The 15,059-nt window shown below is 40.0% G+C and carries 12 protein-coding genes; 8 read left to right on the forward strand and 4 right to left on the reverse strand.

All coding sequences use genetic code 11. The features are described from left to right. Positions 1–11: 11 nt before the first annotated feature. The 8 genes from iscR to GQR39_RS07965 all read left to right on the forward strand — a co-directional run bounded on the left by iscR (position 12) and on the right by GQR39_RS07965 (position 7,046). Positions 12–503, forward strand: coding sequence for a Fe-S cluster assembly transcriptional regulator IscR (iscR, locus tag GQR39_RS07930; RefSeq protein WP_007586371.1), 492 nt, complete (start codon positions 12–14; stop codon positions 501–503). A gap of 24 nt (positions 504–527) precedes the next feature. Then, positions 528–1,745 (forward strand): IscS subfamily cysteine desulfurase, encoded by a 1,218-nt coding sequence (locus GQR39_RS07935; protein WP_002958425.1) that lies wholly within the window; start codon positions 528–530, stop codon positions 1,743–1,745. A gap of 41 nt (positions 1,746–1,786) precedes the next feature. Beyond that, a complete protein-coding gene (gene iscU / locus GQR39_RS07940) occupies positions 1,787–2,170 on the forward strand; it encodes a Fe-S cluster assembly scaffold IscU (protein ID WP_007377675.1) in 384 nt (127 codons plus the stop codon). A 12-nt stretch (positions 2,171–2,182) separates the two neighbouring features. Further along, complete coding sequence (iscA, locus tag GQR39_RS07945; RefSeq protein WP_007377674.1) at positions 2,183–2,506, forward strand: iron-sulfur cluster assembly protein IscA; 324 nt, start codon at positions 2,183–2,185, stop codon at positions 2,504–2,506. 82 nt (positions 2,507–2,588) lie between these two features. Further along, the gene (hscB, locus tag GQR39_RS07950; protein WP_007586374.1) at positions 2,589–3,116 is read left to right on the forward strand and encodes a co-chaperone HscB; all 528 of its coding nucleotides are present in this window, start codon (positions 2,589–2,591) and stop codon (positions 3,114–3,116) included. A 41-nt stretch (positions 3,117–3,157) separates the two neighbouring features. After that, on the forward strand, positions 3,158–5,020 hold the full coding sequence (gene hscA / locus GQR39_RS07955) for a Fe-S protein assembly chaperone HscA (RefSeq protein WP_165735299.1): 1,863 nt from the start codon (positions 3,158–3,160) through the stop codon (positions 5,018–5,020). An 11-nt stretch (positions 5,021–5,031) separates the two neighbouring features. Further along, positions 5,032–5,370 (forward strand): ISC system 2Fe-2S type ferredoxin, encoded by a 339-nt coding sequence (fdx, locus tag GQR39_RS07960; protein WP_165735300.1) that lies wholly within the window; start codon positions 5,032–5,034, stop codon positions 5,368–5,370. 248 nt (positions 5,371–5,618) lie between these two features. Further along, positions 5,619–7,046: an NAD-dependent succinate-semialdehyde dehydrogenase gene (locus GQR39_RS07965; RefSeq protein ID WP_165735301.1), complete on the forward strand. Its 1,428-nt coding sequence runs from the start codon at positions 5,619–5,621 to the stop codon at positions 7,044–7,046. A gap of 256 nt (positions 7,047–7,302) precedes the next feature. On the opposite strand, the gene GQR39_RS07970 is transcribed toward GQR39_RS07965, so the two are convergent. The 4 genes from GQR39_RS07970 to GQR39_RS20265 form a co-directional block, all read right to left on the reverse strand. After that, the gene (locus GQR39_RS07970; protein WP_007586383.1) at positions 7,303–8,964 is read right to left on the reverse strand and encodes an HD domain-containing phosphohydrolase; all 1,662 of its coding nucleotides are present in this window, start codon (positions 8,962–8,964) and stop codon (positions 7,303–7,305) included. After that, positions 8,936–11,047 (reverse strand): adenylate/guanylate cyclase domain-containing protein, encoded by a 2,112-nt coding sequence (locus GQR39_RS20460; protein WP_346774492.1) that lies wholly within the window; start codon positions 11,045–11,047, stop codon positions 8,936–8,938. The genes GQR39_RS07970 and GQR39_RS20460 overlap by 29 nt, the downstream gene beginning before the upstream one ends. Positions 11,048–11,175: 128 nt before the next feature. After that, complete coding sequence (locus GQR39_RS07980) at positions 11,176–12,009, reverse strand: MBL fold metallo-hydrolase (RefSeq protein ID WP_101217992.1); 834 nt, start codon at positions 12,007–12,009, stop codon at positions 11,176–11,178. A gap of 9 nt (positions 12,010–12,018) precedes the next feature. Then, complete coding sequence (locus GQR39_RS20265; RefSeq protein ID WP_165735242.1) at positions 12,019–15,057, reverse strand: Ig-like domain-containing protein; 3,039 nt, start codon at positions 15,055–15,057, stop codon at positions 12,019–12,021. Positions 15,058–15,059 lie beyond the last annotated feature (2 nt).

Here is a 15,059-nt window from a genome sequence, read left to right on the forward strand (position 1 = left end):
CAGGGGGCGTTATGAAGTTAACATCAAAAGGCAGATATGCCGTTACAGCTATGCTGGATGTTGCACTACACACAGGTGTAGGTCCTGTAGCCCTTGCTGATATTTCACAAAGACAAGAAATTTCTTTGTCTTACCTTGAACAATTATTTGCTCGTTTACGTAAAAATGGCCTAGTAAGTTCTGTTCGTGGACCTGGTGGTGGTTATTTACTAGGGCGTGAAGCGAGCGTTATCTCTGTTGGCGATATTATTAGCGCCGTAGACGAATCGGTCGATGCAACACGTTGCCAAGGTGCCGATACCGGCTGTCAGAGTGGTATGCGTTGTTTAACACATAATTTGTGGTCAGACCTAAGCGCACGCATAGAAGAATTTTTGAATAATATTACCCTTGCTGAATTGGTGGAAAAATCAGATGTGAAAGAAATAGCATCGCGCCAAGATAACAGTATTAATAATGCAATTAAGCAGTTGGAAAACATTCAAGTAAGCTGTCAACTTTAAGGTTGACCTGCAGCGGAGAGAGAAATGAAGTTACCGATTTATTTAGATTACGCAGCGACCACGCCTGTTGACGAACGTGTTGCTAAAGAAATGATGCAATGCCTGACAATGGACGGTAAGTTTGGTAATCCTGCGTCACGCTCACACCGTTTTGGTTGGCAAGCAGAAGAAGCTGTTGACCAAGCACGTACAGATATTGCTGATTTAATTAATGCAGACCCACGTGAAATTGTTTTCACATCGGGTGCAACAGAATCAAATAACCTTGCTATTAAAGGTGCAGCACAGTTTTACAAGAAAAAAGGTAAGCACGTTATTACCGCTAAAACTGAGCATAAAGCAGTAATCGACACATGTCGTGAGCTTGAGCGCCAAGGTTTTGAAGTAACTTACATGGACGTTGAAGAAAACGGCCTACTTGATTTACAAAAACTTGCCGACACAATGCGTGACGACACAGTACTTGTAAGCATCATGCACGTTAATAACGAGCTAGGTGTAATTCAAGATATCGCGACTATTGGCGAAATGTGTCGCGAACGTAAAATTATGTTCCACGTAGATGCAGCGCAAAGCGCGGGTAAAGTATTAATCGACGTGCAACAGCTTAAAGTTGATTTTATGTCGTTCTCTGCACATAAAGTGTATGGCCCTAAAGGTGTTGGCGCACTTTACGTTCGTCGTAAACCACGTGCTCGCCTTGAAGCGCAAATGCACGGTGGCGGACATGAACGTGGTATGCGCTCTGGTACACTAGCTACTCACCAATTAGTGGGTATGGGTACTGCGTTTAAAATTGCTAAGCAAGATTTCGAAAAAGATCACGCACACATCAGCGCCTTACGTAATCGTTTAATCGACGGCATTATGGCTGATATGGACGAAGTATACTTTAACGGCACGCAAGACCAATCAGTACCTGGCATTGTAAACATCAGCTTTAACTTTGTTGAAGGTGAGTCGTTACTTATGGCAGTAAAAGACATTGCAGTATCGTCAGGTTCAGCCTGTACATCTGCAAGCTTAGAGCCTTCTTATGTATTACGTGCACTTGGCCGTAACGACGAATTAGCACATAGCTCAATTCGTTTTAGTATTGGTCGCTTTACTACCGAAGAAGAGATTGATTACACCGTCGAATTAATGAAAAACTCTATCGGTCGCCTACGTGAGATGTCTCCACTTTGGGAGATGCATCAAGAAGGTATTGATTTAGATTCAGTTGAATGGGCTCACCACTAATAGTGTGAGCACATACCCTAGCAGGTAATGAGGATAGAATAATGGCTTATAGTGATAAAGTAATCGACCACGTAGAAAACCCACGTAACGTAGGTACTCTAGATAAGAATGATCCGTCAGTGGCAACGGGTATGGTAGGCGCACCAGCATGTGGTGACGTAATGAAATTGCAAATTAAAGTATCTGCCGAAGGCGTTATTGAAGATGCAAAATTCAAAACCTACGGTTGTGGTAGCGCAATTGCTTCATCTTCACTTGTAACAGAGTGGGTTAAAGGCAAAACGCTAGACGAAGCAGCGACAATTAAAAACACTGATATCAGTGCAGAGCTTGAATTACCACCAGTGAAAATTCACTGTTCAATTTTAGCCGAAGACGCAATTCAAGCAGCAATTGCAGACTACAAAAGCAAACAAGCGAAGTAAGAAGAGAAACTCATGGCAGTGACATTGACAGATGCGGCAGCAAACCGCGTACAATCATTTTTAGCAAACCGCGGTAAAGGTTTAGGCCTGCGCGTTGGCATTAAAACGACGGGCTGTTCAGGTCTTGCTTATGTACTTGAGTTTGTTGACGATTTAAACGAAGACGATGAAACTTTTGCGGCTAAAGGTGTAACATTAATTGTTGACGCTAAAAGCTTAGTTTACATCGATGGCACAGAGCTCGACTACACTAAAGAAGGCTTAAATGAAGGGTTTAAATTTAGAAACCCTAATCAAGCAGATGAGTGTGGTTGTGGCGAAAGCTTTACCGTTTAAGCTTAAAATATCTTTGTAGTATAAATAAGCCCTGCCAGTTAATGTAGGGCTTTGTTATTTCTGAATATTATTGGTTGAAGTTATGCGTTACTTTGAATTATTTGCAGTCCCCGTTGATTACAATATTGATTTAGCAACGGTTAACAAGCACTACTTGGAATTACAGCGTACTGTACATCCAGATCGCCACGCGAATGCGAGCAGCCGCGATAAGTTAATGGCAGTGCAAAGCGCCGCCGAAATTAACGATGCGCTACAAACATTAAAGCACCCAGTAAAACGTGCTGAATATATGCTGAGCGAGCTAGGCGTTGATATTCGTGCAGAGCAGCAAACCTTGCAAGATCCAATGTTTTTAATGCAGCAAATGGAACTTCGCGAAGAGCTTGAAGAGCTAACATCGTCGCGCGATCCTGATACTGCGATTGCAAATTTTGAAAAACAAATTAAGCAACTAAACACGCAGTACAGTGCACAACTTGCCGAGCAACTCGCAAGTAACGATGAGCAGCAATATCAACTTGCCGCAGATAATATTCGTAAACTGAAGTTTGTTTATAAGTTACGTGACGAACTAGAGCGTATTGAAGACAGTTTATTTGACGATTAATTACTTGCTGCAAAGCGAGCAACACGAGTTTAAAGAGCATTATGGCATTATTGCAAATTGCTGAGCCGGGGCAGAGCGCGGCACCACACGAACATAAACTAGCTATTGGTATTGATCTTGGTACAACTAACTCATTAGTTGCAACAGTACAAAGTGGCGAAGCCCGCACGTTAACTGATGATCTTGGCGCGGCTATGTTACCGTCGGTTGTTCGTTATCAAGCAGGCGGTATTACTGTTGGCGCAGAGGCTGCACAAGCAGCAACGCAAGACCCTGCTAATACACTTATTTCGATTAAGCGTTTTTTAGGTAAAACTCAGGCTGAAATAGAGCAAAGTTATGGGCAACTACCGTATGAGTTTTGTGAGCACAATGGTGCGCTAGCAATAGAAACTGCGGCAGGTAAAATCAGTCCAATTAAAGCATCAAGCCATATTTTAGCCGCATTAAAAGCACGAGCTGAGCAAAGTTTTGGCAACCAAGAAATTTTAGGGGCTGTAATCACAGTACCAGCGTACTTTGATGACGCACAGCGCCAAAGTACTAAAGATGCCGCAGAACTTGCTGGTATTAACGTACTACGTTTATTAAATGAGCCAACAGCAGCAGCCGTTGCTTATGGTTTAGATTCTGGCCAAGAAGGTATTATTGCTGTTTACGACTTAGGCGGTGGTACATTTGATATATCAGTACTTAGATTACACCAAGGTGTGTTTGAAGTAATGGCAACCGGTGGCGACTCAAGCCTCGGCGGCGATGACTTTGACTCACTACTTGTTGATTACTTTAAGCAGCAAACTGGTGTGTCAGCGTTGTCACCTTCAGTTTTACGTTTATTCATCAATAAAGCAAAAGCGTGTAAAGAAGCATTAAGCCAATACGCTAAAGTAAACGTAGGTCTTGAGTTTGACGATCAAAAATACACAGTAGAAGTAACGCGCGAAACGTTTGACGAAATGGCTATGCCACTCGTTAAAAAAACGCTGCGTTCGTGTCGTCGTGCTGTAAAAGATGCTGGCATAGAAAACGACGAAGTACTGCAAGTTATTATGGTAGGCGGTTCAACCCGTATGCCACTGGTACGTAGCCAAGTACAAAGTTTTTTTGATAAAGAGCCACTGACTTCAATCGACCCAGATCGTGTAGTAGCACTAGGTGCTGCGCTTCAGGCTGATGTGTTAATTGGCAATAAGCCTGATTCTGACATGTTGTTACTTGATGTATTGCCGTTGTCGCTAGGCCTTGAAACGATGGGCGGTTTGGTTGAAAAAATCATTCCACGCAATACAACGATTCCGGTAGCTCGCGCGCAAGAATTTACAACGTTTAAAGACGGCCAAACAGCTATGTCATTACATGTGCTGCAAGGCGAGCGTGAGCTTGTTGATGATTGTCGATCGCTTGCTAAGTTTAGCTTAAAAGGTATTCCACCAATGGCGGCAGGCGCTGCGCATATTCGTGTGACCTTTAAGGTAGATGCAGATGGCTTATTAAGTGTTTCAGCTATGGAAAAATCAACAGGTGTACAAGCTGAGATTCAGGTTAAGCCTTCGTTTGGTTTATCTGATGACCAAGTAGCTAACATGCTAAAAGAGTCAATGAGCAACGCTAAAGGCGATATGCAAGCACGTATGCTTAAAGAGCAACAAGTAGAAGCACTACGCGTAATAGAAGCGCTTAATGCATCACTTGCAGCCGATGCTGCATTGCTTGACGATATGCAACTTGCTAACTTGCGCGCTGAAATTGCAGAACTGGTAAAAGTGCGCGAAAATGCACAAGAGCCTGGCGAAATTAAAGCAGCTATCGAAAAAGTCGATAATGCGAGTAGCGACTTTGCATCGCGTAGAATGGATGCATCAATTAAAAAGGCCCTTACAGGGCAGTCAGTAGACAACATTTAAGAGAGATTAGAATGCCACAAATTGTTTTTCTTCCACATCCTGAATTATGTCCTGACGGCGCTGCAATTGAAGCCCCTGCAGGCCAAACGGTACTTGACGCGGCACTTAAAAATGGCATTAGTATTGCACATGCCTGCGAAAAGTCGTGTGCATGTACTACGTGTCATTTAGTGATTCGTGAAGGATTTGATTCACTACAAGAGAGTGATGAGCTAGAAGATGACATGCTAGATAAAGCATGGGGTTTAGAGCCTGAGTCACGCCTTGGTTGCCAAGCAATTATAAGAGATGAAGACTTAGTGGTTGAAATACCTAAGTACAATCTCAATATCGTTAATGAAGAGCACTAGTTTTTAACGATGTATATATTAAAAGCCGCTGTTTGATACAGCGGCTTTTTTGTTTCAAAAAAGCATTTATAAACACGTAGCAGCGACTTTATGTCGCGTTTTTAAATCTCAAACGTTTTAAGTTAAATTTTTCTAATCTCAAACTTGAACATCAAAATGATCACGTATTTTTCAGATTATATAAACGCGGGGTAAACCCGCTGCTACGAGTTCAACCCAATCCCTAAAATCTATTTTGGAGGTTTATTTTGAGTAATCTTATTTTCTCAGACTCATTTATTAACGGCGAATTTTATAAAACTGATACGCACTTTAGCGTTAACGATCCCGCTACCGAAAAAAGTATTGTTGATGTAAGCGATATTGACGAGCAGGGTGTAAATAGCGCAATAACTGCAGCTCAAGGGGCTTTTGTTAAGTTAAAAGCGACGAATGCCACCGAGCGAAGCGAAACGTTGATGCGCTGGTACGAGCTAGTTATAAAGCACAAGCAAACACTTGCAGAGCTAATGACCAAAGAGCAAGGTAAACCACTCAAAGAATCCCTTGGCGAAATTAACTACGGTGCAGGTTTTATCAAATGGTTTGCAGAAGAAGCCAAACGTAGTTACGGAGATGTAATTCCGCCAACAGATAACTCGCATCGTTTAACTAACTTTAAGCAGCCTGTCGGTGTTGTAGCTGGTATTACGCCGTGGAATTTCCCTGTTGCTATGGTTACTCGTAAAGTAGCTCCAGCTTACGCTGCGGGCTGTAGCTTTATACTTAAACCTTCTGAACATACGCCACTATGCGCTATCGCACTTGCTTATTTGGCCGATCAAGCTGGTTTTGTTAAAGGTGCATTTAATGTACTGGTTTCACAAGATGCCAAAACAGTAGGTAAAATGCTGACTGACTCAGAAATCGTGCGTAAGTTTACATTTACCGGCTCTACCGGTGTAGGTAAGCAGTTGCTATCTCAATGTGCAGACACAATTAAACGCACCTCGATGGAGCTTGGCGGCAATGCGCCTTTTATCATTTTTGATAATGCAGATTTAGATGAAGCTGTAGAAGGGCTAATGGCGGCTAAATTTAGAAATAGTGGGCAGGCATGTGTTGCTGCAAACCGTATCTTTATACAGCGTAATATTCTCGACAAAGTACTGTCAAAAATCACGCCTAAGGTTGCAGCGTTAAAAGTGGCAAATGGTTTTGAAGACGATGTTGATATTGGTCCGCTTATTTACCCTAAAGCCAAAGAGAAAGTACAACAGTTAGTACAAGACGCACTCGATAAAGGTGCTACGTTGATTGGCGATAATAGTGACTTAGGTGGCAGCTTTCAAAACCCATTAATAGTAAACAACGTAACTACTGACATGGATATTTACCACGAAGAAGTATTTGGTCCAGTATTAACGGTTATTCCTTTTGATGAAGAAAGTGAAGTGCTTGCACTTGCTAACGATGTACCATTTGGTCTAGCAGCCTATTTTTATAGCCAAAATATTAAGCAAATTTACCGAATTAGTGAAGGGCTTGAATTTGGTATGGTAGGTGTAAATGAAGGTGTTATATCAAACCCAGTAGCGCCTTTCGGTGGCGTTAAACAATCTGGTTTGGGCCGAGAAGGTGGGCATCAAGGGCTGGATGAGTACCTAGAAGAAAAATACGTTTGTATTAAAATATAACGGCAGTTAAGTATACGAGCGCGAATTTACTTCGCGCTTTTTTATGACGTTAATATGGCAGATATATGAACTTTACCTTTTACTGTTGCTACCCAAAGCGCTAAATGCTACCTTTGGGAACATATTTTTTGTTAATAAAACAACATAAAAAAACAAATAAAAAGTAAAAGGATTTCTATAAGTAGAAATAACCCCGTGTGTAAATGCCACCGTAAGGTGGCATTTTTTTGTTTGGATAGGCATTGCTTTATAGGTGCTAACTTATAGGTGTGTAACCGGGTAAGTTATCAAAATCTACCTCATCTAGCTGCTCTGGGTTAGCATATTCATTGATATAATTTTTATAGACTTGCGACTCAATAAAAATAGCAAAAATGTCAGCATCAAGATGGTTTTTAGCAACCATTGACCCTAAAATAAATAAACACTCACTGACCGGTTTTGCTTTTTTGTAGGGCCTGTCTACTGCAGATAGCGCTTCAAAAATATCCGTAATAGCCATTAACCTTGCAGGCACCGACATTTGCTCTTTGGTTAAACCTCTTGGGTAACCAGTACCGTCAAGTTTTTCATGATGACCTAAAGCATATTCAGTCACATTGCTTAAGTGTTTAGGGAACGGCAGGGCATCTAAAATATTTTTAGTTACATCCATATGACGTTTCATTACTTCACGTTCGGCTTCGGTTAACGTGCCTCTTCGTATTGTTAAGTTTTCAACTTCATCAGCTGAGAGCAATGGTGTATTAATATCATTTATAACGAGTTGGTATTTGTTTGCAATGCGTTCAATGTGCTCAAGTTCTGCATCACCTAAAAACTCGCCCCCTACATTCACACGCTGTAATAATGCACGGTCTAATGCCAACTGTTTAAGCTCGGTATCAAGTAGGCGTTCAAATTGTTGAACTTCGATAGGTTTTTGCAGCTTCATCGCACAGATGATTTTTTGCTGATACGCTATTTTTAAATCTCGGCTAATTATTTCAAATTTAGCATCTACATATTTTATTCGATCAAAAATAGTTTCTAGTTTTGTCGACTTTTCCATAATGTGATCGGGAGTCGCGATTTTCCCGCAGTCATGTAACCAGCCTGCTATATCAAGCTCATGTCGGTCGGCTTCACTCATTGAAAATGAAGCCAAAGGGCCTTTATTTATATCATGCACGGCATCAGCTAGCATTAACGTGAGTGCTGGCACTCGTTTACAATGGCCACCGGTATGAGGAGACTTTTCATCTATTGCCATCGCAATTGTTTCAGCAAAGGTTGAAAAAAGATCTTCCATTCCCTTAATTAGTGTCGAGTTAGTTAGTGAAATAGCGCCTAAAGAGGCAAAAGATCGAATTAGAGTGACAAGCTCTTCACTAAAAGGAATGTTTTTATTTTGCGCATCTTTTACATTTATAAGCTGGATTACACCAATAATGTCATCTTCATGATCTTTTAAAGGAATTGTTAGCATGGACTCAGAACGATAACCTGTGCGTGCATCCATTTTGCGAGCTGCGCTCATATCAAAGGGCAGGGCATCATACACATCAGGAATGTTAATCACTTCGCCAGAATTTGCAGAGTGGGCAACAATAGCGGTTTCGTTTGGTTTGCCATCAATAAAAAGATCTATATTAGGAAAATCTACAGGGCTCCCTAAAGTTCCACCTAAATAAAGATTTAATGACTTATTTATTACCGTTTCAAACTTGAGTTGTTTGTTTGGGGTAATAGAGTAAATGCTGCCAGCATCAGAATTTGCTATCGACATCACAACTTGCAGTATTTCATCAAGTAACTTAGACGAGTTTTTTTCTGTTGTTAGCCTAATACTAATATCGATAAAATGCTGAAGGTTTGTTTTGTCTTTAATGTGCTGTCGCATATGTTTACTACTTTTTAGTATGTTTGAAGGCACCATTCCAATCCTTAGCTAGTGTTTGCAAATCAGTGCCCTTAATACGTTCGATAAAAATGGTATAAACGTCAGAGCTAAATATGGTCGTGCTGTGTAGTTCTTTAAATAAGCTAAGCGCTTGTGGCCAGTTTTTATTATAAAAAAGCGTCATGGCCTGCTGTGATTTTTTAACTTCATTTAACTGTTCTTCATCGAGCTTATCTGTAAAGTTTATAGGCTCAAACAACAGTACAGCCGTTGTTTTTCCGACAACTTGTACTTTATCTATTAAACGAAATGAAATATGAGGGCATTCCTTCATCGTTTCTTCTGTAACAAGAATAGCTACGCCATAAAATTTGGTCAAGCTTTCTACTCTAGCACCTAAATTAACAGTATCACCAAGAACTGTATAGGCTTTACGGTAAACCGAACCCATATCACCTACATTCATATCGCCAGTACTTAAACCGATACCAATTTTTATTGCAGGCTGATTGTTTTCTGCAAATAACTGATTTACTTGCGTTAACCCGTTAATCATACCCATAGCGGCTTCAACACCATGGCGAGCGTGGTTTTCATCTTTTAGTGGAGCATTCCAAAATGCCATCACCATATCGCCTACGTACTTATCAATAGTTCCGTTATGATCAAATATGATTTTGGTAATAGCCGTAAGATATTCGTTTAAGTATTCACTTAACTGATGGGGCGACATACTTTCGGATAAAGAAGTGAAGCTACGGATGTCGGCAAATAGCACCGTCATATTTTTTCGCTCACTTTTTTGAGATAAACTTTTACCCTGTAGTATCATCTGATTTATACGCTCAGGAGGCATATATTGGTCAAACATAGATTTTATTTTTCGGCTATGTTTCATTTCAGCGATAGAACCAACAATGATGTAATAACCCGCTAATATAATGATGAGTAAAAGGGGCATTAATAAAGGTAAACTAATTTTTTGTACTGACCATAAATAAACGTTTAAAAATATAACGACACTTGTGACTATAAGAGACAAAATAATAATAAAACGTGCGCTCTTACCGTGGCTAAAAAACGACAATACGCTACCCGTTAATGCAATGATGAGTAAACTTGCTCCCAGTGACCAATTAGGTTTAGATGGAAGTAGTTCTGGGTGCATTAACCCTTCAAATATGTTGGCATGTACCTCAACACCGGGATACTGTAAACCAACAGGTGTTGATCTTAAATCAGCGAGTCCAATTGCCGATGTACCAATAAACGCTACAGTGCCTTCTAATTCCTCTAAACCAATTTTTTTGGTCAAAATATCGGTAGCCGAATAATAAGGGAAGCTATGTGCACGCCCTTTGTAAGGAATTAATATTTGCCCATATTCATCAGTTTGAATCCACTTATCTTGAAACTTTATACCTTCGAATAACGTTATACCATCTAATATATTGGAACGAGTTTCTATGTTTTCAGCAAGGGTATAAAGTCGAGCAACTTCAAGTGCTAAAGAAGGGTAGAGCTTATTGCCAACTCGATTTATAAGAGCTGCTTTACGTATAAAGCCATCTTCATCGCTATGTGCATTGATAAAACCGGTGCCCGTTGTAGCATTTTGTAACTGAGGAATATTTACAATAGCACCAGGAAACTGGTTTATTTGTGAATTAGTATGATCCGCATTTGCCCATACAACACTGCTTTTAGCTGGCAAGTTTTGATTAGTGAGTTGTTCATCAATTAATAAAAAACCAAGAACAGTATCATTTTTAGATAATGCGCTTGCTAGTTTTGTGTCTGCATCGACTTGTTTAGTAATTTCAGCAAAGGGGATGGTGTACTTTTTTGATAAATCAGGAATTTCAGACATAATTTTTGTAACAGGGTTTTCTTCCTGTTCAGAAAAAAATATATCGAATGCAATAACAATAACACCTGCATCAGTAAGCTTTGTAACAAGGTCAGCTACTTTTGAGCGACTCCAAGGAAAGCGTCCTTGTTCTTGCATGCTCTTTTCATCGATATCAATTATTACAACGGTTTCATCAATACGCCTAGGCGTCTCTGAAAGTGTTAGTAACAACCGAGAGTCGTATATTATACCTTCTACGCGGTTCACTAACTTTGCAAGCGACCCAGTTGAAAATAGCTCTATTGATGCAATTAATAATGTAATAACAGCGCCAATGAAAAAGTGCTTTGAAGTAATTGGTTTTAAGGAGCTAATGAGTAACGCTCCTTGATAGACTAAAAATCAAAAACTCGTCCTTCTCGGCCGCACTCTATTTTTACCTGTTGAGCGTACTGCGTGTGTAAATATTTTTCTATAGCTAATAACTGTTCATCGGTTCTTGATGGATCGTGGCTAATAATAACCACATTTTTAATACTCGCTTTTATAGCAAGCTCAGCCACCTGATCTATGGTGCTATGCCCCCAACCATGTTTAAGAGGCAAGTCTGCATCTATAAATTGAGCATCATGAATTAGTAAATCAGCGCCTTCAATAAAGTTGACCCATTCGCTAATACTTGTGTTTGCTTTTTCTGGCGGATTTAGCTCATTGTCGGTAACGTAAGCCACCTTTTTTTCATCTGCTTTAATACAATAAGCAGTACCACCACCAGGGTGATTTAGTGGAGCAGTCGAAACCAAAAAACCATTAAGTGTAAATTGCTTTTGAGACGATAAATCAGTATTAAGCGTAATGCTGGCAGGTAAATCTTGATAACACACCGGAAAGTACGAACCACTCATTTGCTTTAATATGGCATCTTCACTTTTTTTATCATCAACGTTACCCACAGTAATAGTTATATCGCGGTTAGGTTGGTAAATAGGTTTAAAAAAAGGAAACCCTTGAATATGGTCCCAATGGTTATGCGTTAGCAAAATATTGATAGGACTTTGTGTTTCTAGTAAACGTGTACCGAGTTCTACAATACCGGTACCAGAGTCTAAAATGAGATCTTTGCCATTATTTTGTTCGATGTACACACATGAGGTATTTCCTCCAAAAATGTGCGTATTACTTCCTGCTGAAGCCATTGAGCCTCTAACACCAAAAAATTCAACTTTCATAATTTAAGGCTAAGCTCCATCTTCTACAAAATTGAATTTAGAAATACTAACATTGTTAGAGTTAGTGTCATTACAGGTGCTGCTTACAACAACTTGGGTATCATTTTGTAAGATGATTGAAGTAAATACATGTGTACTGGTACATTGGCTTGCTTCATAAAATCCGGCACCACTGGGTCCAAACGTATTGTCTAAAGTACCGTCAGTTAAGATACGCGCTAACATTCCTTTATTGTTAGCCTTGCCGGCTAAAATAAGTCGGTTGCTACTATCGATCGCTGCACCGCTTAGCTCAGTGTTACCGGTTGAGGCCAAAGTATATTCACCGACACCATTTACGGCAAAGCTAGTATCGAGCGTACCCGTAACAAGCAGTCTAATAACATTGGCTTTATTTGGCGAATCAATAAGGTTTGCTATTAAATATAACTTACCCGTTGTGTCAGTCAAAATCTGCGCTATTTTATTGTCGGTATCTGTGGTTCCTTCACCTACATATTTAAAGACTTCAGTACCGTTTGAGCTTAACTTCAATGCGATTAGCTTTGAAGTGCCACTTAATACTGCCTTACCACCAATGAAAATATCTGCATTGTCGGTATGTACACGGTTATAGTACTCAAAAGCTGAGCCTATGATACTTCCGCCAGTGCCAAAGTTAGGCTCAAGGGTACCTTCTGGCGTCAACATTATAACGATTGGGCTAGGAGTGCCACTTATTACGATTGACCCAACAGTAATAATGTTACCGCTATTATCAAGTGCAATACCTGTCAGGTTTACCAATTCTGCGCCACTGACAGAGGTTGTGTATACACCGTCTGTTGCAAATGAAGTGTCTAAATTACCAGACTGATCAACTTTAGCTACAAAGCCCGCTTCACCATTTTCACTATTTTTAGAGCCTGTAATAACTAAATTGCCGTCGCTTTGCTCGGTTAAAGCGACGCGCGACTTACTCAAATCTATGGCAATTTCTTTATGGCCACTTTCGCTAAAGCTAGTATCTATATCACCCGCACTCGTAAAGCGTGTTAATACTAACTTAGTAATTGAGTCCGATTTAGCCGTTGATGCAAGAATGTACTTACCAGCATGAGGGTCATTGCTAAGTTGTAAAACGTGCATTGATTCATCGTTTGTCGCATCTACTAAATTATTAAGGGTAAAGTAACCATTCGTTTCAAAGTTACTAAATAATGTGGCTTGGCTGTCTATTGCTGCAATAAACGGTTTTGTATTTGAGTCATCATTAACACCAGCTACCCAAATAGTGTCATTAGAGTCGATAGCTAAAGTATTGGCAAATTGCTTACCACTTATACCATCAATTATATTAATGCCGGAGGTGCCATAGGCACTATCTAAAGTACCTTGATTATTAATCCGTGCTGAAAATAATTTTTCTGAGGCTGATACGCCAGTCGTCCCCGACAAACTAATGCCATTGTTACTAGGCTCGTGTTTAATACCTGTAATTTTAGCGCCGCCATCACCATTTCCACTATCATTATCAATATCATAAATTGCAATACCAGCATTACCAAAGGTGGTGATTAGCTCCCCATCTTTATTAATAGCTAATACTACCGCTTCTTTTTCACCGCTGGTTCTTGTTACATATCCACCTGCGAAGGCAGTAAATTCAGAATCAACAACTCCGCCTACAGCAAAAAGTTCGTCATCTTTATCATTATCAAATATATCAATTGTTAGTGCTGCACCACCATTAAAGTTATTGTCATTATCGCCATCAGATTTTAAATAACGAAGTAGAGAGTCTTTTGTTCCCTCTGCATTGGTAACACTCCCAACCACTAAGTAATCGGAATCATCAAAGTTCTTAATTGCAAAGCCTTCATCATCTCGATTAGCGCCGCTAACATCGACAATAGCTGGAGTAGAGTTCTCAAAATCTAGATCTGATTTTTTATAATGTATCCATAAACTATCGTTTTGAGTGCCATCAAAGTGTTTGCCCACAGCCAGTAATTTATCGCCATCAATTTCAAGGTCATTAATAACGGTAGTACTATTAAGCGTTGTACACTGAACACCTGCGCCACTTTCACCGTCGTCGTCATCATCATCATCATCCGAACCAGTGCTTAACGTTCCAGCGAGATCCATTTTAAGTATACAAGCTTCATTATGGGTGCCATCAAAACTAGAATAGGCAATGAAAAGATCTGTACCGTCAGAAATAATAGCGGTGGCTTCTTCGTCTTGATCTAAATCGAGTATTTTAGTGCCGGTGTTATTAAAGGTAGTATTCATATCACCATTGTTTGAGTAAGAGACAATAAGAAGGTCTTTATCAGCATTGTTGGTAAAACCAACAAAATATAGTTTGCCATTAAGCTCAATACTGTCTTTAAACTCACCACCAGAAAAAATGTTTGAAAGATCAAGCTCACCTGTAATTGGGCGGCCAAATGTCACATCTTCAGTTGGAATAAGGAGTTCAACTTCATCAGTAATATTAACGGTTATGTTAACGTTTGAACTTTCATTAGGTGTGCCATCATCAGTTATAGTGACATTTAAGATATATTGATTAGTTGTTTCAAAATCAAATGGGCTTTCACCTACGGTTGATAAAACACCAGAGCTACTATTAATTTCAAATGAAGCAGTGTCACCGCCAGTTAAACTATAAGTTAAGGTCTGGTTCTCAATATCTGACGCGCTAACAGTCCCTATGATGTCGCCATCTGTAGCATTTTCACTAATACTAAAACTTTGAACCAATGCTACAGGTGCATCGTTAACACCAGTTACGGTAATGACCACTGTGGCTGTATTGGTTCCGCCATTATTATCACTAATCGTATAAGTTACCGTGGCAAGTCCATTGGTATTGGCTTCAGGCGTATATTGAATTTGATTGCCAACTACTGAGACCGAGCCAATATCAGCTGAGGCTGAAGAGATCACCAAGCTATCGCCATCAGAGTCAGTATCATTTGCTAATACGTTTATCAGTATTGGTGCTGCATCTTCAGCCATGGTTGCGGTATCATTATTGGCAACAGGTGCATCATTCACGG

The organism is Pseudoalteromonas sp. C8 (assembly GCF_011378685.1).
Classification (GTDB): Bacteria; Pseudomonadota; Gammaproteobacteria; order Enterobacterales; family Alteromonadaceae; genus Pseudoalteromonas; species Pseudoalteromonas arctica.

Bases quoted from the DNA above. Each gene is read 5' to 3' on its own strand.
- iscR (WP_007586371.1), top strand. From the start codon at position 12: ATGAAGTTAACATCAAAAGGCAGATATGCCGTTACAGCTATGCTGGAT.
- GQR39_RS07935 (WP_002958425.1), top strand. From the start codon at position 528: ATGAAGTTACCGATTTATTTAGATTACGCAGCGACCACGCCTGTTGAC.
- iscU (WP_007377675.1), top strand. From the start codon at position 1,787: ATGGCTTATAGTGATAAAGTAATCGACCACGTAGAAAACCCACGTAAC.
- iscA (WP_007377674.1), top strand. From the start codon at position 2,183: ATGGCAGTGACATTGACAGATGCGGCAGCAAACCGCGTACAATCATTT.
- hscB (WP_007586374.1), top strand. From the start codon at position 2,589: ATGCGTTACTTTGAATTATTTGCAGTCCCCGTTGATTACAATATTGAT.
- hscA (WP_165735299.1), top strand. From the start codon at position 3,158: ATGGCATTATTGCAAATTGCTGAGCCGGGGCAGAGCGCGGCACCACAC.
- fdx (WP_165735300.1), top strand. From the start codon at position 5,032: ATGCCACAAATTGTTTTTCTTCCACATCCTGAATTATGTCCTGACGGC.
- GQR39_RS07970 (WP_007586383.1), bottom strand. From the start codon at position 8,964: ATGGTGCCTTCAAACATACTAAAAAGTAGTAAACATATGCGACAGCAC.
- GQR39_RS07980 (WP_101217992.1), bottom strand. From the start codon at position 12,009: ATGAAAGTTGAATTTTTTGGTGTTAGAGGCTCAATGGCTTCAGCAGGA.